This is a genomic window from Ilyobacter polytropus DSM 2926, from assembly GCF_000165505.1.
Classification (GTDB): Bacteria; Fusobacteriota; Fusobacteriia; order Fusobacteriales; family Fusobacteriaceae; genus Ilyobacter; species Ilyobacter polytropus.
This window is the reverse complement of record NC_014632.1, coordinates 575,265-594,595: the sequence shown is the minus strand read 5'-3', so window position 1 is coordinate 594,595 and position 19,331 is coordinate 575,265. Positions and strand designations below refer to the sequence as shown.

Genomic DNA, 19,331 nt, shown 5'->3' with positions numbered 1-19,331 from the left:
TTACACTATACAATTTATCCTTATTATACAATATTTTAAAAATTATAGGAAGTTTTTTTATCCCCATAAATAAAACCCGCCTAGGCGGGTTTATTTCTTTTTATTTGCTTCTTTCTTTTTATCATTGGGAAGCTTTCTTATATTTTTACATTCAGGATATCCCGTACAAGCCAGGAATTTCCCCCATCTTCCCCTTTTTACCTCAAAAGGACTTCCACATTTTTCACAAGGTCCGGCTTTTCTTATAAGCTCAGCCTCTTCCTCTTCTATCTTTTTCAATATAGAGTTCAGCTGTACCACTCCGTCTTTTTCTATTACTCTGTTTTCTGCCAGCATCTTTCTCACTTCAGAAGGTAACGGTGTCCTGATCTCATCCTCTGCAAAGTTTTCACTTTCTAGATAACTTCCGAATCTTCCTGCCTTTAGGAATAAATTGGCTCCCTTGTCTGTATAGACATCAGTAGGTTTTCCCCTTTTTAGCTTTTCTCTTTCCTGAACTATCTCATTTACTATTATCTCGCCTTTTTCTATTTGCTCCTTAGGTATATCTATTCCCTTTAGGGAAAACTTTTCTTTACACTCTTCATCTTCACATTTAAGGTATCTTCCGAATCTCCCGCTTTTCATGAGCATTTTACCCTTACCGCATGGACAAAGAACATCTGAAACAATGATCCTATTTTCCATCTCTTCCACTTTTTTTTCAAAAACTGTGAGATATTTTGAAAGGTCATCATAAAACTCCTTTAAAGTCTCTTTCCAGTCAAGCTCTCCTTCTTCTATACGGTCGAGTTTTTCTTCCATCCCAGCTGTAAATTTTACATTAAGTATATGAGGGAAATTTTCCTGAAGATTTTCCTTTACCTCGTAGCCTAATGATGTAGGTACAAAGCTTTTTCCTTCACTCACCACATATTCCCTTTTTTTAAGAGTTTCTATTATAGATGCATAAGTAGAAGGTCTTCCGATTCCCTCAGATTCAAGTTTTTTTACCAGAGAGGATTCTGTCAATCTTGCAGGAGCCTTTGTGATTCCCTCTTTTACTCCTAATTTTTCAAGAACAAGGGCGTCTCCTTGCTTTATAGACGGGAATTTTACCGACTCTATGGCATCTTCACCTTTAAATACCTTATAATAACCGTCAAAAATTATCTTATTTGCCACACCTCTAAACTGGTACTTATCATAATTAGTCAGAAGCTCAAACTGCTTAAACTTCACCGGAGCCAGCTGAGAAATTATAAATCTTTCCCATATAAGTCTGTAAAGTTTAAATTGGTCTGTATTCAGATGTTTTTCTATCTTCAAAGGTTCTAGAAGTACATCTGTAGGTCTTACTGCCTCGTGGGCATCCTGTATCTTACCTTTTCCTTTTTTCTCTGTGTAATTCCCCACATACTCTTTCCCGTACTTTTCTTCGATAAAGACCTTGGCACTCTCTTTGGCTTCATCTGAAATTCTTGTGGAGTCTGTTCTCATATATGTTATAAGACCCTTTTGGTTTCCGTCTATATTCAGTCCTTCGTATAAAGTCTGAGCTACCCTCATTGTCTTCGATGCTGAAAATCCCAAGTAAGATGAGGCTAACTGCTGAAGTGTACTGGTTTTAAGCGGAAGAGGTGGTTTCTTACTTCTGTCTGATATTTTGGCACTTGTCACCTCAAAGGATTTACCTGGAATCTCTTTTTTAAGTTGTTTTATTATCTCTTCGTCTTTTATTTTATCGACTTTTTTATTATCTATTTTATTGAGATTAAGGTTTATTCCCCCGGTAAAGTCACCGGATACTTCCCAGTATACTTCTGGTACAAACTTTTTTATGCTGTCTTCAAGGTCACAAATAAGCTTCAGTGCAACTGACTGAACCCTTCCTGCACTTGTATTTGATGATATTATCTTCCAAAGAAGGGGACTTATCTTATATCCCACAAGTCTGTCTAATATTCTTCTGGCCTGCTGTGCATTTACCCTGTCTATATCTATTTTCCTAGGGTTTTTAACTGCATCTTTTATGGCTGTTTTAGTTATCTCATTAAACTCTATTCTGTTTGATTCACCCTCATCCAACTTTAAAATATGTGCGATATGCCAGGCTATGGCTTCTCCCTCTCTATCCGGATCGGATGCTAGATAGATTTTGTTTGATTTCTTTGCAAGGGCTCTCAGAGCTTTTGTGATCTCGCCTTTACCCTTTATTGTAGAATAAGAAGGCTCAAAATTATTTTCTATATCAACGCCTATTTTACTTTTAGGCAGATCTCTTATATGTCCGAACGAGGCGGTTACCTCATAATTCTTTCCCAGTATTTTTTCTATGGTCTTTGCCTTGGCAGGCGACTCAACAATAACTAGATTTTTTTTCGCCAATGTCTCCACTCCTATCTGAATATTTTGTGGTATGTTGATTTTAATTATATTCGAAAAGTCTTAAAAAATCAAGGTTAGACGACTTTTCGTCTGTATTTCCCCCCTGGAGCTCCGCATATAAGGCCCTTTAATTCAAGCTCCATAAGAACTGCTAACAGTTCTCCAGCCCTTATGCCTGTAGACATTATAAGTTCATCAAGGTTCATTTCCTTTTTTAAAATATTAAAAACAATTTTTTCTTTTCCTTTAAGATTTACACCGGCATTTTGGGAAATACTTTCTTTTCCCCTGTCCCATCCGTATTCTTTTAAGATGTCCATGCCCGATACTATTAATTTTGCTTCACTTTTTTTTATAAGATCGTTGCATCCTTCTGAAGAAGGTGAAAAAACATCCCCAGGAACTGCAAATACGTCCCTTCCCTCTTCCAAAGCAAGTCCAGCTGTGATAAGGCTGCCACCTTTAGCCATACTCTCTACTACCACCACTCCCTTGCTCAGACCTGCTATTATTCTGTTTCTCATGGGAAAATTATAGTGATTGGGCCTTGTCCCCAAAGGAAATTCACTTATTATCGTACCCTCTCTTTCCATTCTTTCCCATATTTTGCTGTTTTCCTGGGGGTATACTATATCCAGGCCGTTGCCTACTACAGCTATACTGTTCCCGTTTTTTTCCAAGGTCTTCCTGTGACAGACACCGTCTATCCCTAAAGCCAGTCCGCTTACTGTAGTTACACCTGCATCTACTAGATCCATTGTTATACGTTCACAGGCCGTCTGTCCATAGGCAGTCATTTTTCTAGTCCCTACAACCCCTATATTCTTATCACAAAACTCTCCCTTTCCCTTTACATAAAGAAACACAGGAGGTGATGCTATATTTTTCAGAAAAATAGGATATCTGCTGTCATGTAGGCTCATAATTTTTATTTTGTTTTTTTCCAGTATATCCATTTCTTTTTCTAGCTCAGAATCCAGATTACAAGAGCCCATGATGAGTTTTACCTCTTCTGAATTAAGATTGTAGTATCTCTCTAATTGTGATCCGTCCAATTTCAGTATATCTTCATAGTTATCAAAATTTTTCATGAATTTTCTTATAAGAGAATCCTTTACTCCTGCCACCCTGAGTCTATACCATTCCATCCAATCACCTATCTCTCGATTTTAGAATACACCTCTATAAGAAGGCGTTTTATATTCTGAGAACCTGGATAATCCTTTTGTGCTTTTTCCAAGATTTCTTTTGCACTGTTATATCTCTCCATATTAATATACATGTTTGCCAGCCCTACATAAATGTTTATATTTTTTTTATATTCGAGACATATTTCAAAATCCTTTGCAGCTCTTCCATAATCACCTAGCAGCTGATAGGATACCCCTCTTCCAAGGTAGGCCTCATAAAAATCCGGATTTACCTGAAGTATCTTACCGTATAAAAGAGCCGCTTTTCTATACTCTCCCAAAAATCTATATGTTGTCGCTGCACCAAAGATATTTCTCTCATCGTGGTTCTTTTCTTTTACAAAAATATTATTGGCCTTTTCATATAAATTATTTTTAAAGTATATACTCCCAAGCTGGAATATTTTGTCGCTGTCTGTATATTTTGTTTTGGCCAGGTACTTTTCAAACATCTCATAATATTCTTTATTATATTTATTTTTTTTCCACCCTGTTTTCTCATTATCTGCCATGAGTTTTCTTATCAAGACTCTCTCATATAAAGGTCTTGTATCTTCTGGATATTTTTTCGAAGCTGTTGAAGCTACGCTGTCTGCCCGGTTTAAATTTCCTAGTTTTTTATCTGCTTCTATAAGATAAAGATAAGCCTCTATATCCTCTTCTAAGGTCAGATAATCTTCGAGATACTCTTTTCCTCTCCAGTAATTTCCCATCTGAATTTGATAAATACCTTCATTTATAAGCTCTGATTTTTCCATTGAATAGGAAAATATCCCTGTAAAAATAAAAATAAGACTAAATAATGCCTTTTTCATCAACATCTATCTCCTTTACTACACTAGTTGATTTCCCTATATGAAAAATAGTTTCCAGTATTTCCCCAGGTTCTATATCATGGGCATTTTTTATTACTTTTCCATTAGAGCTGGTTATACTATATCCCCTTTTGAGTATATTATCAGGATTTAGAGCCTTTAGTTTTTCCACTTTCATCTCCATCTCCTGTCTTTTTTTCAAAATATATCTTTCATAACTTTTTATAAACTCCCGCTCTTTGTCTAAAACTTCCATATTTTTTTCCTGAACTAATCTCTGGAAATTTTTTATAACAAAGGAATTCCTTCTATTGCTGATCTCATCCTTTTTTTTGTGAATATATTTTCTCAGATAACTTTTCAGGTATTTTTCACGATTTTCAATACTTTCCTGAAGTTTTTTCTTTTCAGGAACTACCATTTCTGAAGCATGGGTAGGTGTAGAAGATCTTAGATCAGCAGTAAAATCTGTAAGTAATACGTCTATTTCATGCCCCACTGCTGAGACGATGGGCTTTTTAGAATTAAAATACGCCAGAGCCACATCTTTTTCATTAAATGTCCATAAATCCTCTATACTTCCTCCACCTCTTCCGGCTATTATCAAATCGATCTCCTCTATTTTATTCAAAGCCTCTATTCCTCTTATGACCTCTTTTGCCGCACCTAGTCCTTGTACTTTTGCAGGATATACATATATATTTATATTTGGATATCTGAGTCTTGCTGTATTTATTATATCTCTCACTGCGGCACCTGTTCCTGAGGTTATAACTCCTATTGTCTGAGGCAGTGATGGCATGGGCCTTTTTTTATCCCGGTCAAAATACCCTTTTTCAGAAAGTTCTTTTTTAACCTTTTCCAACTCTTCATAGAGAGCACCCATTTTATTCTCTTTCTCTAGGTGACGTACCATAATCTGAAAATCACCTCTGGCCTCATAGAGTGTGGCATCTCCGAATATTTTTACACTGTCTCCCTCTTTTAGATCCTCAGGTATTTTTTTATATCTATAGCCAAAGGCAGTACATCTTACCTGACAGTTTTTATCTTTCAGACTAAAATAAAGATGGCCGCTTTTATAATAATTAACCCCTGAAATTTCACCCTTTAAAAAAAAGTTTTTCAGATTATTGTTATCTTCTAGATAATCTTTGACCATCTTATTAAACTGGGAAACTGTATATATCCTATCTTCCATTTTTCACCTCTTTCAGATATTCATAGGCTCGTAAAAAAGCTTCTTTTTCCTCTTCAAAGGTTATCTTCTGCCAGGCTTCTTTATAATCTAGCCACGCATATTCCAATACTTCATTCTTATCTAGGATAACATTTTTTTCGTCACTTTTCATAAGAAAAAAAACAGCTTCCTTCATTATATTCTTATTTATCTGATAGTCTAGAGTTTCTCTGAATCCCTCTATTATCACTGCTTTCAAACCTACCTCTTCATATACCTCCCTTAGAGCAGTCTCTTCCTCCGTCTCATTATCTTCTATATGCCCCTTTGGAAATCCGTAATAACCACTCAGTTGTTTTATCACCAAAAATTTATCTTTACCATTTTCTGAAAAAAATATTATTCCTCCACAGGATTTTTCCCATATCATAATCTCACCTCTCTCTAGAATTTTATAGTTCCAGTAAAAGTTCCTGTAATTTGATCATCTCATCTCTTTTTATGATCGCTTTTTCAAAATCCAGTTCTTCTGACAAGATTTTAATCTCTTTCTTTAATTTTCCAATCTCTTTTTCTATATCCTTTTTAGAAGTAAATACTCTTTTTACTTTTTCTTTTTCATAACTGTCTATATCCACTCCATAGTCAAAATTTAAAACTTCTTCAGATATCTCTCTTATAACTGTCTTAGGATCTATATTATATGTTTTGTTGTATTCTTTCTGTACTTTTCTTCTTCTTTTTGTTTCCTCTATAGCTTCTTTCATAGAACCGGTCATGACATCTCCATAAAGTATAACTTTTCCCTCTATATTTCTTGCTGCCCTTCCCATGGTCTGTATTAAGGATCTTCTGCTTCTAAGGAAGCCTTCTTTGTCTGCTTCTAGCACCGCCACAAGAGAGACCTCTGGGATGTCTAGACCCTCTCTCAATAGATTTATTCCCACAAGGACATCAAACTCTCCACGTCTCAGTCCTCGTATAATTTCTATTCTTTCCAGTGTGTCTATATCTGAATGCATGTATTTTGCCTTTACTCCGAATCCTATGTAATATTCTGTAAGCTCCTCCGCCATTTTTTTGGTGAGAGTGGTAACCAAAACCCTTTGTTTTTTTTCTGACCTTATTCTCACCTCTTCTAAAAGGTCGTCTACCTGATTGGCAGTCGGCCTCACATCTATAAGGGGCTCGAGTATACCTGTAGGTCTAACCAGCTGCTCTGCCACCTGTCCTTTGCTTACATCCATCTCATAGTCTCCTGGAGTTGCAGATACAAAGACAGTCTGATTTGCTATCTCACGAAATTCTTCAAATCTAAGGGGCCTATTATCTAACGCAGATGGAAGTCGGAACCCGTTGGCAACTAAAGTTTCTTTCCTAGAACGGTCTCCCTTGTACATTCCCCTTATCTGTGGAACAGCTATATGAGACTCATCTATAAATATCAGAAAATCCTTTGGAAAATACTCTAAGAGTGTATGCGGGGATTCCCCAGGTTCTTTTCCTGCCAGGTATCTAGAATAATTTTCTATACCCTTACAGTATCCCACTTCTCTAATCATCTCTAGATCATATTCTGTCCTTTGTTTTATTCTCTGAGCTTCAAGAAGTTTTCCTTCACTCTCAAATTTCTTTATCTGAATTTTGAGGTCTTCTTTTATATCTTCGATTATTCTTTCTATTTCATTTTCCTCTGTAACATAATGTGTGGCAGGCATTATACTGATTCTTTCAAGTCCGCTTCTTACTTTTTTCCCAGTAAGGGTGTTTATTTCAGATATGCTCTCGAGGTCATCCCCCCAGAATTCAAGTCTGTAGCCTGTTTCCATGTATGAAGGATATATGTCTACTACATCCCCTTTTATCCTAAACTTTCCCCTTTCAAAGGCTATGTCATTTCTTTCGTATCTCAGGGAAACAAGTTTTTCAAGAAACTTTTTCCTTTCTATTCCTGTCTTAAGATCAATTGGAATGGTCATCTTTTTATAGGTCTCTGGAGATCCTAAACCATATATAGCAGATACAGATGCCACGATTATTACGTCTCTTCTGTTTATAAGTGCTGCAGTGGCGGCATTCCTCAACTTATCTATCTCATCGTTTATTGATGAATCTTTTTCTATAAAGGTATCTGTAGATGGAATATATGCCTCAGGCTGATAATAATCATAGTACGAGACAAAATATTCCACAGCATTTTCCGGAAAAAAAGATTTATATTCTGAGTAAAGCTGAGCTGCCAGGGTTTTATTAGGAGCCATTATAATTGCAGGTCTTCCAGTATCTTTTATTATATTTGCCACGGTAAAGGTTTTTCCAGATCCTGTTACCCCCAAAAGCACTTGGTCCTTTACATTCTCCTTTATATTTTCAGATATTTTTTTTATAGCTTCAGGCTGATCTCCTGTTGGTTTATAGTTTGAATGGAGTTTAAACATCTTTTATCCCCCTTCTTCAGCAATATATATCTGAATTCTAACAGATTTCTTCACCTGGTACAAATAAGTTTCATTTTTTATTGTGATTAATTGAAAATTTAGCTTATTTTATAATTTTAGTTAGTTTGAATTATTGAATTTATCGGGATTCGTTACTTTTCTCTTGAAAGAAAAGTAACCAAAAGTTCAAGCCTGTGAAAAATCAGCTAAATAACCTTGAAAATCCAAGAAAAACTCGAAACTCGCTACGCTCAGACAGTCGATTTTTTCTAGAGATTTCTCTCAGTCATTCTTAACGCTTATTTTATCAATGGCCAAAAACTTAAAAAAAACTTTTGTGTGAATAAACCTTGGTAAACCTTTGCGCTTATTTCTTATAGATAGATCATACGATTTTATATTTTTTGAATTTCAAGTCGCAGGGCTTATACAGGAAAGAACCTGCACTAAGCCGTCCTACAGAATAAGTTCCGCAGGGAACCGAGGACTGTAGCTTACAAAGGCGATAAAAGAAATATCTACTTCCTAGACATTTGAAAATTCTTGAACTTTTGGTTACTTTTCTTTCAAGAGAAAAGTAACAGGTTCAAATAAAGTCAGTAATTTATAAAAAAACACTCATCTAAAAAATTTAAAAAAAGAATCAGGTCCCGATGTATAATATAATAAAAATAAATCCAAAATATCAGGAGGTTAAAAAATGAAAATATTGAGTGTTCAGGAGATGAGAGACCTTGATAATTCATATATAGACAAATTCGGAATTCCCCAAGGAGTACTTATGGAGAACGCTTCCCTTGGTGCCTTTGAAATTATGAGAAAAAAGAATCTGCATCTATCTGAAAAAATTCTGGTTTTCTGTGGTGGAGGAAACAACGGCGGAGACGGCATAGCTCTAGCCAGAAAAATATTCTCTTTCAACGATAACATAAAGATTTATTTCCTAAAGGAGCCAAACAGATTTAAAGATGCTTCTCTTACCAATTTCAAGGTTGCAGATAATTTGGGAATAAAGTGGGAGATTTTAAATGGCAACAGCACAGACAGAATAAAAAAAGATATTTCAGAGGCGGATCTCATTATAGATGCCATCTTTGGGACAGGACTAGACAGAGATATCACTGGAACTCCAGGTGAACTCATAGACATGATCAATTTATCAAGGGCGAAAATTGTGTCTCTTGACATTCCCTCAGGCTTAAACGGAAACAATGGTTGTATCATGGGAAGATGTATAGAGGCCGACTACACCATATCTTTTGGAACTTTAAAATATGGCCATTTGATCAACAAAGGAAGGAAATTTTGTGGAAAATTATTTAACTGCAACATCTCTTTCCCAGAATATTTTACAACCGACTTCAAAACATCTATTAATATTCCAGATCCTCTTTTACCAAGGAATATAACAGGTCACAAGGGAAGTTTTGGTAAAGCTCTTTTCATCTCCGGATCCAGAGACTATCTTGGAGCACCTCTGCTGAACTCATACTCTTTTTTGAACTCTGGGGGAGGTTATTCTACCCTTTTTTCAACAGAAGAGGTAATCAACTCAGTTTCTAATTTTGCAAGGGAACTTGTATTTAAAAGGGGGGCTGCCACAGATCTTGGAAGCTTATCTCTATCAAATTTTGAAGACATAATAGAACTCTCTAAAAAAAATGATGTTGTAGCTATAGGTTCCGGTATTTCCATTGATCCGCATACTCTAAACCTTGCAAGAAAGGTAATAGAAAAATGCAGAAATCCTATAATCATTGACGGAGACGGTATTAGCGCTATTTCTGAAAATTTAGAAATTTTAAAAAATCGTAAATCCCCTACTATTCTAACTCCTCATATAGGGGAATTTTCAAGACTTACCGGACTTTCAATTGAGCAAATACAAAGAGACAGAGTAAATATCTTACGAGAAGCAGCCAAGAATTTAAAAAGTTATATTGTTTTAAAAGATGCAACTACCATAATAGCATCTCCTCAGGGAGAGCTCTTATTTAGTACTACTGGTAACAGCGGCATGGGAGTGGCTGGAAGTGGTGATCTTTTAGTGGGAATAATAGCCATGAAACTTTGTACCCTTCCGCCTTTAGAAGCTTGTTCTACAGGGGTTTTTGTCCACGGATACACAGGAGATATTACTTCTGAAAGATACGGTGAAGACGGTGTCCTTCCGACTAGGATGCTTGAAAATATTTCTCTGGCAATTAAAAATCTTAGAAAAAATTATTTTAAAGTCTGTAAAAAATATATCCCCAGAGAAATTTAAAAGCGGGTTTATCACCCGCTTTTTTTTATATATTCTTTTGGTGCATTTTCAGGATTTACTCATCCCATTTTTTAGGGGCATGCATTTTTTCACAATATCCATAGTCCTCACTGTAATTCTTTAGTAACTTAAGGATGGCTGATGATTTGTTCATTCTGGCAACTTGTTCCGGAGTTCTTTGATTATTATTTTTTATTTTTAGATCTCCTCCGTACTCAAGTAAAAGACTGAAAATCTCTTTTTCATTAAACTCTGCAGCCAAATGAACAGGAGTATTTCCATTTTTGTCCCTGATATTTACATCTACGCCATTGTAAACCAGAAAATCAGCAATCTCATAATTTCCTTTTGTCACAGCATGATGAAGAAATGTATATCCATTTTCATCTTTTTCATCAATAAGATCCACATGAAGATTTTCCTTAAAAAGTTCCGCATTTTCCTCTTTTAAATAGTTTAAAAGTTCCATCATCCACCTCTATAAATTTTTACAAACACACTATATTTTTAAACCCTCCCAGCTTTTGTCAGGAGCCCCTTCCTTATAAAAGCTGAAAGTTATTGAAAACTCTGAAATAAACTATTTTTTCAGGATATTTTCTAAATGCAATTCAAATAAAACTTATAAAAATCTATTTTAACCTTGTAAAATGGCTATTTAGTAAGGTATTTTATTTCTTTTCCTGATAAAAGTCAATTAGATTTCACCTTAGAATCATACATTTTTTAACTCAAAATGATTTAAAAAATATATTTTTAATATTATAGAAAATACTCTTCTCCAACCCCTTATAAATCTATAGATTACAAAGAATTATTTCTTGAAATTTCTATAAAAAAAAAGACCGTTAAAAACGATCTCTCTTAATTGTTCAAATATAATGGCTTTTCTACTTCTAATATTTCTTTTCTCCCCTTAGATGCCTCTATAAGCACCAAATTGGAACTACTCTTATGATCAGAATACACAAATCTAACCCTTTTTATGGAAAATCCTTCTCTTTCAAGAACCGTTGATATTTCTGCAAATCTATAAGTCCTATGGACCATGAAAAACTGACCTCTTGGCTTTAAAAGTCTTTTTGCATTTTTTATCAATTCTTCCAGGTTAAGATTTATTTCATGCCTAGACAGGGCCTTGTTGTCATGTAAATTTATCTTTTTTCCGTCTAAAGGCATATAGGGGGGATTACTTATAACATAATCATAAACATTCCCAGCTTTCATCTCTTTTACATCTCCTAAAACTACTTCTATACGTTTTTCCAGAGAGTTTCTTTTCACGTTTCTTTCAGCTAACTCCGCCATTTCAGCCTGCACCTCAAGGGCAGTTATTTTTTCTATCTCTTCCCTGTCTGAAAGCAGTATGGAAATTATACCTGTACCTGTACCTATTTCCAGTAATTTCCCTAATTTCTTCCCCTTAAAAAAATCTGCCAATATCACGGCATCTATAGAAAATCTAAATCCATTTTTCTTTTGGATTATATCCCTTTCCACTTCACCTAAAATGGTTATATCTTCATCTGGTAGAATCATTACTCCTTCTCTAACCCTTTCAATTTACGCTCTTCGGCACTGGTTTTATTCTGAAGTTTTCTAGCCTCTCTTTTATTAAACTTTATATCCACTAAATCTTTTCTCATCATGCCTTTAGTAGGTATATCCACATAAAGATAACCATTTAACGGATTTACTCCTACTACTCTACCGTCTCCATCTTCAGTTCCTACTGTCTGATTTACTGCTGGGAAACTCTTTAAAGCATCTGCATATTGACTGTGCTCATATTTTATACAGCATAGCAGTCTTCCGCAGGCCCCTGATATTTTCGAAGGGTTTATTACAAGCCCCTGATCTCTGGCCATTTTTATTGATACCGAATCAAACTTATTTATAAATGTTCTGCAGCAAAGTTCCTTTCCGCAGATACCTATACTTCCAAGGATTCTAGCTTCATCTCTGACACCGATCTGTCTTAGCTCTATTCGAAGTTTAAATATAGTTGCAAGATCCTTTACCAGTTCTCTAAAATCTATTCTTCCCTCTGCCGTAAAATAAAATATAAGTTTTGACTTGTCAAAAGTAAACTCTGAAGCAACAATCTTCATTGGTAATTTATGTTCTGCTATTTTTACCTTACACACTAGATAAGCTGCTTCGGATTCATCTCTTAAATTGTTGTATCTTTCCAACTCCTCTTCTGATGCTTTTTTAATTACAGGCTTAAGTGGAAGTACAAGTTCTTTTTCCGGAAGTTCCCTAGCCTCAGCATAGACAGCCCCTAATTCTCTACCTCTGGCAGTATCTACAACGACTTTATCGCCTTTTTTATATTCAGTATTATCTGTCACCTCGAAATAATATCTTTTTTTTGTGACTTCAAATATAACTCCTAATACTTTATAGGTTTTTTTCTCATGTTCTTCTTTTGCCTCTGAGGGCTTTGTTTCCTCTGAATTTATTTTTTTATTTTTGACATCTACATCCTTTTTCATTCTATCCTCCCAATTAAATGAGTCCCTTTTCCAAAAAACTAAAATAAGAGTCTCTAGTTATTATCATATGGTCTAATACCCTTATCTCAATGGCATTTAATACTTTTGTTATCTTGTCCGTAAAATCTATATCCGCCTTAGAAGGGTTCAAATTCCCAGAGGGATGGTTATGTGCAAAAATTACGGATTTGGCTCCATGTTTTAAGACTTTTTCTACTATGTTTCTAGGATATACACCACTTCTGTCAATAGTCCCTTTAAACAGGGTTTCCTCACAAAGAAGATTATTAGCAGTATCAAGAAAAATAACTTTAAACTCCTCTATAGGAGAAAATCCTATGTCATTTCTCAAAAAAGCCAAAAGGTCTCTGGTCCCAGATATGGTAGTGACGTCTTTTTTCGAATAGGAACCTTTAAATATATCTTTAGATGTCTCTGAGATAAGTTTCAAAAAAACTACACTTCCCTCTCCTAAGCCATCTACTTTAAAAAGTTCATCAAAAGGAGCCTTCATAACACCTTCCAATGTTTTAAATCTTTTTAAAAGTTCCTTTGCAACAGGTTTTACATCTTTTCTAACTATGCTATATGTCAAAAGCAGTTCAAGTTTTTCATAGTCTAAAAAGGAATCATACCCACCTTTTATATACTTTTCTCTGAGTCTTTTCCTGTGCCCTATTGTCTCTTTCATAGACCATCACCTTATAAAAGAATTCCATCAATTATATACTTTAAAACGTCATTTTGTCAAAAATCCCCGCTTAGGCAGGGATTTTTTTAGGCAAAAAGTTCATACACTTCATCGACTTTTTTCATTTTCTTTATAATTTCCAGGGCTCCCGTTATTACAGGATAAGCAAGAACTGCTCCGGTTCCCTCACCGAGTCTCATATCCATATGAAGCATAGCATCAAGTTCCAAGCTATCTAGTAAAACTTTCATTCCAGGCTCTTCGCTTTTATGAGTAGCTATCATATAGTCTCTTGAAAGAGGAGCTATCTTAGAGGCAGCCAGAGCTGCTACTCCAGATATAAATCCATCAACCAACATCGGTTTTTTTGCTGCTGCGGCCCCTAGATACATCCCTGTCATACAGGCTATATCTAGTCCACCAACCTTTGCAACTACATCTACAGGGTCTATTTCCATTACTTTGTGCAGTTCACAAGCCTCTTTTATAACTCTCTTTTTTTTGAGAAGCCCCTCGTCACTAAGGCCTCCTCCTCTTCCAACTATAAGTTCTATGTCTTCACCTGTTAGTGCATAAAGCACTGCAGAACTAGTAGTTGTATTGGCTATTCCCATCTCACCGTTAGAAAATATATCATAATTATCCTTTAGATTATTTATTGTCCTAATACCTGTTTCTATAGCCTCTATACACTCTTCCCTGGTCATAGCAGGTTCATTTCTCAGATTGGCCGTCCCATTTTTCACTTTTTCTATGTGTAAATTTGGATAGTCTCTTTTTATACCACCTTTTATACCTATATCTATCAATTTAAAGTCAACCCCTATAGATTTGCACAGTATACCTATGGCTGCTATCTCATTTAGCATAGCCTCAGATACTATTTCTGTGAATTCCAAAGGACATGACGAAACTCCCTCTTCTATGACACCGTTGTCTGCTGATGCCACTATATGACATCTTCTGTCGGCTTTATTAAAAACTTTTCCAGTAATACCAGCAAACTGTACTGCTATCCTTTCAAGTTTCCCTAGACTCCCTTTAGGTTTCATTCTAGAATCTAGCCTAGCCTGAGCCCTTTTTACGGCATCTTTATCTAGACCCCCTATACTTCTCAAGGTTTCTTCAAAAAGTTTCATTTATTTTCCCCCTATATTAAGGCCGTGCAGCACAGGGAATCCCTCTCTGAATTCTAATATGCTGACTCCCCCGGTATCTAGTGCAAATTTCCAATACCCTTCTAGACCTCCGGTTATATAATAACTTAATATACAGTTTATTACTCCCCAGTGGGTTACTACAACTATATCCTTTTTCTCTTTATCCAGTGATTTTAGAAATTCCACAGCCCTTCTTTGAAGCTGAGTTACATTCTCTCCGTTTTCGTAGTCATACTCCTGCCACTTTTCTCTCCACAATTTAACTTCATCAGGATATTTTTCCTTTATCTCTTTATAAGTGAGCCCTTCAAAAATTCCAAAGTTAATCTCCCTAAGTTCTTGAGACAGCTTTACAGGAAGTCCTTGATAATTTACTATATCTGCAGTTTCCCTTGCCCTAGATAAGTCACTAGAATATATTTCGTCATATTCAAAACTTTGTATTACGCTTTTAGCATTATGTGCCTGCTTTATACCTTTTTCTGTGAGTTTAGGATCGAGCCATCCGAAAAACAGGCCGTCTCTGTTCATCTCACTTTCACCATGTCTTACCAGTATGACTTTTCCCATATATTCACCATTTCCTAATTTTTTTATAATATAATCGCTGCAAAGAAAATAACTAAAATCTCTGTCATTTCAAGAACAGCTCCTAATGTATCTCCAGTAACTCCGCCTATCTTTCTGTCCATAAGTTTTGCAAAATAAGCTCCAGGTAGCATCACAAGCGGTATTATTGCAAGAAGTCTAAGTCCTAACTCAAACTCTCCAAAATGCCAACCTATAAAATATACATAAAGGGAGGTCAAAACAGTAGAAATCAATACCCCAATGGCATTAGTGTGCTCTACTATGGATTTTCCCATTCCTGTAGCCCTTGCATAAGGCCCTATTGCTGCATTAAGTACACTGTTTAGCCTTGCTATTACAGGCATTATAAGTATAATTGCAAATCCCACCTCTACAATTAGAGATATTTTAAGTATAAAATAAATAATCAGTGCAAGAGCTCCATTAGATCCCAGTCTTGAATCCTTCATTATCTCAAGCATTCGATGTTTACTTCTGTAACTGAATATACCGTCAAATGTATCTGCCAGACCGTCTAAGTGAAGTCCTCCAGTCAATATTATTTCTAGAAGTACCACAAGAGATGCAATGGCATAAGGATTATTTATATACTTGCTCAGCACAAGATAAGCCCCCCAAAGTATCCCCCCTATAATCACTCCCACAACAGGAAAAAATTTCATGCTTTTCCCCACTTCGTCTGCATCATATTCCACCTTAACAGGTATAGGTAACCTGGTCATAAATTGAAATAAAAGTAAAATTCCCTTCATTTGTTCCCTCCGTATTATTTTAATTTCATCGGCAGTCCTGATACAACTAAGTAGGCTTCATCTGCTCTTTTGGCTACTAGCTGGTTCATTCTCCCTGCTATATCTCTAAAGTGTCTTCCTAATGCATAGGGTGGAACAAGTCCCATTCCAAGCTCATTTGACACCACTACCAGTTCTAAATCTTTTTCTTCTACAAAATTAAAAACTCCCTTTATCTCAGCCTCTATAGATTTTTCAATAGAATAAAGTTCATCTTTTCCTATGTTGTCCCAGTCCCGTTCTTCTTCCATTATCATTAGGTTAGTCACCATTACTGTGAGACAGTCCAAAAGAATAATTTTTTCATCTCTTATTTTGTTTTGGAGGATCTCATAGAGATTTTTATAGGCCTCTATGGTCAGCCAATTTTCACCTCTCTGCTCCTTATGCTTTTCTACTCTGAGTTTCATCTCATTATCAAAAGGAATAGAGGTGGCTAAATATACTCTTTTCAACTTACTCGCCGCCACATGGTCTTCTGCAAAGCTGCTTTTTCCGCTTCTGGCACCACCAGTAACATAGATGATTCTACCCATGTTTCCCCCTTTAAAAACTTAAGTTATCACAATTTTTATTATATCACTTACAGAACAAAATATCAATAACAAAGGGCTTTGTAATTACAATTAAAAAGGACCGGCTCAGCCGGTCCTGATCTTTTTATGCTGGTTCTACGTGACCATAATCTCCATCATTTCTTCTGTAGACTACATTGAGCTCCTCTGTATCAGCATTCATAAAAACATAAAACTGTTTATTAAGAACTTCCATCTGCATTACAGCTTCTTCTACAAACATTGGTCTTGCAGAGATTGTTGTTTGAACAATTTTTTTACTGTCCTCTTTATCTATTGTCTTAGTTTCAGGATTATACTTAATAGTATTTTTACGTCCTGCATTGTGCTTATTATCTCTTAATTTTTCTTTATGTTTCTTTACCTGCTGCTCTAATACGTCCACCACTTCGTCTATTGATGCATATAGATCTTCATCAGTTGCAGTAGCTTTGATTTTATTACCATTCATATAGACCAATACATCTGCAGTATGGTAATCTCCCGTTTTCAAACTTTCAGCCGATAATGTTACATCCACCTCCATAATATTGTCGAAATATTTTTTTATCTTGTTGATCTTTTTCTCAGCATGTAGCCTGATTGGTTCTGTAACGTTTAAATGTCTCCCGTGGATGATTAATCTCATATAAAACCACTTCCTTTCGTCGATCCTTAGCATAAGCTCCGGTGTATTTGTTGAATCGTTGTCAACTATTAAGATTATACAACTATTTAACGTATTTCCTAGTTTTTTTTCAAAAGTTTTTTTATTATTTTTATTTACTTTATTTCCTCTTCCAAATGTAGGTATCCTTTTTTTAGATAATATCTCTTGTGACATATTTTAGCAAGTTCTCTTGAGTGAGTAACCACAATTATAGATTGGTTCATATCACAATTTATTCTTCTCAAAAGAGCGTGTATTTTTTCGCTGGTTTCTTCGTCTAAATTTCCAGTTGGTTCATCTGCCAAAAGTATCTTAGGAGAGTTTATTAGGGCCCTCGCTATGGCAACCCTCTGTTTCTCTCCTCCAGAAAGTTCATTGGGTTTATGCCCCATTCTTTCTCCAAGCTCTACCTCTTCTAGAAGCTTTATGGCTCTCTCTTTTATCTCAGTCTTATCCTTGAAATTTTTCAATAAGGCTGGCAGCATTACATTTTCTAAAGCAGTAAACTCAGGAAGAAGATAATGAAATTGAAATACAAATCCAAGCATCTCATTTTTTATCTTATCAATGTTGCTGCCTTTTAGGTTATCCACCTCTATACCATCAAAATATATCTTTCCACTGTCAGGCTTGTCCAAAAGTCCCATAAGATTGAGCAAAGTAGATTTTCCAGAACCTGATTTACCCAGTATAGAGATAAACTCCCCCTCCTCTACTTTCAAATCCAGATTATTTATAATATGAAGTTCCCTTTTTTTATCCTTATAGTTTTTATTAAGTTTTTCTAGATTCAGTACTATTTTACTCATATCTTAACGCCTCCACCGGTTGTAATTTTGCTGCCCTGTATGCTGGAAAAATACTTGAAATAAATATCACTACTAGATTGGCTCCTATTATGGTGAAAATCTCCTTCAAAGATAACTCAACTGGTATCTTTGTAAGATAATATATGCTCGTCAGTTGAGCAATTGAATAATTTTTTACATACCAAAGTATTCCAAGAGCAACTGCTGTACCTATTATTATTCCCATAACTCCCAGAACCATACCCTCTATAAGAAATATTTTCATTATTTTCTCACTAGAAAACCCCATAGCCCTCATAACTCCTATATCCCTTGTTTTTTCCCTTACAAGCATATTCAAAGTCACCCAAACCACGAACCCTGCAATTACAACGATCAGAGAAAACACTATTATCATAACTGTTTTCTCTAGGGATAAGGCAGACAAAAGATTTCTGTTCAGCTGTCCCCATGTTTTGGTATTCAAGCCTGTAGTACTGTTTATTTCAGATGCCACCTCATCTGATTTATAGGCATCATAAAGCATCACATCCATTTTGCTCACTGTATTTCCAGAGTATGTCAGGACCTGTACTGCTCTTAGCGGCAGCATCACAAGGCTGGTATCATACTCATAATATCCACTCTGAAAAACCCCCCCTATTTTGAACCTGACCTCTCGGTTGTCTGCAGAAACTATAGAAACCTCATCTCCAAGATTTGCACCTAACTGCTCGTATAATTCTTTCCCCATAAGAAGCTGTGTAGGATTATCAAAATCCATGGTACCCTGAACAATTTTTTTATCCAGTTCCATGGCTCTTTTGGCATCGGCTAAATCTAGTCCCTCTATTTTTACTCCAGATACATAACTTCCTAGTACACCGTTATATTTCAGTATCCCCTGGGTAGAAGTTTTCGGAACCACTCCTTTTACCCCCTCTATACTCTCTATTTTTTTCTGTATATCTCTGTAATTTTCCATATCTCCGTTGTCCTGTACCACCACATGAGAGGTTATAGACAAGATACTTTCTATCATATTTTTATCTAGACCATTTGCTATCCCTATAGACACTATCAAAACAGCTATTCCTATGGTCATACCGAGAATAGAGATTATACTTTGTTTTTTTCTCTCTATTATGTGTTTTTTAGCAATAAAAAACTCTATCATGCTTTTTTCTCCTTTATTTATAGTATTTCCATTTATAGGTGAATTATACACCATATAAAGATCATACTCAACAGATACTTATCTATAGAAAATAAAAGTAAGTTTCATAGAGAAAATCCACTTTATTTTTTATCCAATAACTTGAATAAATCAAT

18 protein-coding genes are annotated in these 19,331 nt (G+C 35.5%); 1 reads left to right on the top strand and 17 read right to left on the bottom strand.

Going from position 1 to position 19,331, the window contains the following annotated elements; all coding sequences use genetic code 11:
* Window positions 1–90 precede the first annotated feature (90 nt).
* The 6 genes from topA to uvrB form a co-directional block, all read right to left on the bottom strand.
* Window positions 91–2,367, bottom strand: a complete 2,277-nt coding sequence (gene topA / locus ILYOP_RS02725; RefSeq protein WP_013386983.1) for a type I DNA topoisomerase — start codon at window positions 2,365–2,367, stop codon at window positions 91–93.
* Window positions 2,368–2,441: 74 nt separating this feature from the next.
* Window positions 2,442–3,515: a DNA-processing protein DprA gene (gene dprA, locus ILYOP_RS02720; RefSeq protein ID WP_013386982.1), complete on the bottom strand. Its 1,074-nt coding sequence runs from the start codon at window positions 3,513–3,515 to the stop codon at window positions 2,442–2,444.
* Window positions 3,516–3,523: 8 nt separating this feature from the next.
* On the bottom strand, window positions 3,524–4,372 hold the full coding sequence (locus ILYOP_RS15070; protein ID WP_013386981.1) for a tetratricopeptide repeat protein: 849 nt from the start codon (window positions 4,370–4,372) through the stop codon (window positions 3,524–3,526).
* Window positions 4,353–5,573 (bottom strand): exodeoxyribonuclease VII large subunit, encoded by a 1,221-nt coding sequence (gene xseA, locus ILYOP_RS02710; RefSeq protein ID WP_013386980.1) that lies wholly within the window; start codon window positions 5,571–5,573, stop codon window positions 4,353–4,355. Before xseA ends, ILYOP_RS15070 begins: the two co-directional genes overlap by 20 nt.
* Window positions 5,563–5,982, bottom strand: coding sequence for a bis(5'-nucleosyl)-tetraphosphatase (locus tag ILYOP_RS02705; RefSeq protein ID WP_013386979.1), 420 nt, complete (start codon window positions 5,980–5,982; stop codon window positions 5,563–5,565). The genes xseA and ILYOP_RS02705 overlap by 11 nt, the downstream gene beginning before the upstream one ends.
* A 22-nt stretch (window positions 5,983–6,004) precedes the next feature.
* Window positions 6,005–7,990, bottom strand: a complete 1,986-nt coding sequence (uvrB, locus tag ILYOP_RS02700) for an excinuclease ABC subunit UvrB (RefSeq protein WP_013386978.1) — start codon at window positions 7,988–7,990, stop codon at window positions 6,005–6,007.
* A gap of 700 nt (window positions 7,991–8,690) precedes the next feature.
* Here uvrB and ILYOP_RS02695 point away from each other — a divergent pair.
* Complete coding sequence (locus tag ILYOP_RS02695) at window positions 8,691–10,256, top strand: bifunctional ADP-dependent NAD(P)H-hydrate dehydratase/NAD(P)H-hydrate epimerase (protein ID WP_013386977.1); 1,566 nt, start codon at window positions 8,691–8,693, stop codon at window positions 10,254–10,256.
* Between the two features lie 55 nt (window positions 10,257–10,311).
* Here the strand turns inward: ILYOP_RS02695 and ILYOP_RS02690 are convergent, their stop codons facing one another.
* From ILYOP_RS02690 to ILYOP_RS02640, 11 genes are all read right to left on the bottom strand, one after another.
* Entirely contained in the window at window positions 10,312–10,728 is a 417-nt protein-coding gene (locus tag ILYOP_RS02690) for an ankyrin repeat domain-containing protein (protein WP_083789071.1), read from the bottom strand.
* A 392-nt stretch (window positions 10,729–11,120) separates the two neighbouring features.
* Entirely contained in the window at window positions 11,121–11,795 is a 675-nt protein-coding gene (locus ILYOP_RS02685; protein ID WP_013386975.1) for a tRNA1(Val) (adenine(37)-N6)-methyltransferase, read from the bottom strand.
* Entirely contained in the window at window positions 11,795–12,754 is a 960-nt protein-coding gene (locus ILYOP_RS02680) for a PSP1 domain-containing protein (RefSeq protein ID WP_013386974.1), read from the bottom strand. The genes ILYOP_RS02685 and ILYOP_RS02680 overlap by 1 nt, the downstream gene beginning before the upstream one ends.
* Before the next feature lie 13 nt (window positions 12,755–12,767).
* Window positions 12,768–13,445 (bottom strand): RadC family protein, encoded by a 678-nt coding sequence (gene radC, locus ILYOP_RS02675; RefSeq protein ID WP_013386973.1) that lies wholly within the window; start codon window positions 13,443–13,445, stop codon window positions 12,768–12,770.
* An 86-nt stretch (window positions 13,446–13,531) separates the two neighbouring features.
* Window positions 13,532–14,584, bottom strand: a complete 1,053-nt coding sequence (gene cobT, locus ILYOP_RS02670) for a nicotinate-nucleotide--dimethylbenzimidazole phosphoribosyltransferase (RefSeq protein ID WP_013386972.1) — start codon at window positions 14,582–14,584, stop codon at window positions 13,532–13,534.
* Window positions 14,585–15,175 (bottom strand): alpha-ribazole phosphatase, encoded by a 591-nt coding sequence (cobC, locus tag ILYOP_RS02665; RefSeq protein WP_013386971.1) that lies wholly within the window; start codon window positions 15,173–15,175, stop codon window positions 14,585–14,587.
* Window positions 15,176–15,198: 23 nt separating this feature from the next.
* Window positions 15,199–15,948, bottom strand: coding sequence for an adenosylcobinamide-GDP ribazoletransferase (cobS, locus tag ILYOP_RS02660; protein WP_013386970.1), 750 nt, complete (start codon window positions 15,946–15,948; stop codon window positions 15,199–15,201).
* Window positions 15,949–15,962: 14 nt separating this feature from the next.
* Entirely contained in the window at window positions 15,963–16,523 is a 561-nt protein-coding gene (gene cobU / locus ILYOP_RS02655) for a bifunctional adenosylcobinamide kinase/adenosylcobinamide-phosphate guanylyltransferase (protein ID WP_013386969.1), read from the bottom strand.
* Window positions 16,524–16,647: 124 nt separating this feature from the next.
* Window positions 16,648–17,190 (bottom strand): ribosome hibernation-promoting factor, HPF/YfiA family, encoded by a 543-nt coding sequence (gene hpf, locus ILYOP_RS02650; RefSeq protein ID WP_041921094.1) that lies wholly within the window; start codon window positions 17,188–17,190, stop codon window positions 16,648–16,650.
* Window positions 17,191–17,324: 134 nt separating this feature from the next.
* Window positions 17,325–18,020 carry an ABC transporter ATP-binding protein gene (locus ILYOP_RS02645; protein ID WP_013386967.1) on the bottom strand — a complete coding sequence of 232 codons (696 nt, stop codon included), beginning with the start codon at window positions 18,018–18,020 and terminating at the stop codon, window positions 17,325–17,327.
* A complete protein-coding gene (locus tag ILYOP_RS02640) occupies window positions 18,013–19,176 on the bottom strand; it encodes an ABC transporter permease (RefSeq protein WP_041920990.1) in 1,164 nt (387 codons plus the stop codon). The genes ILYOP_RS02645 and ILYOP_RS02640 overlap by 8 nt, the downstream gene beginning before the upstream one ends.
* Between the last annotated feature and the right edge of the window lie 155 nt (window positions 19,177–19,331).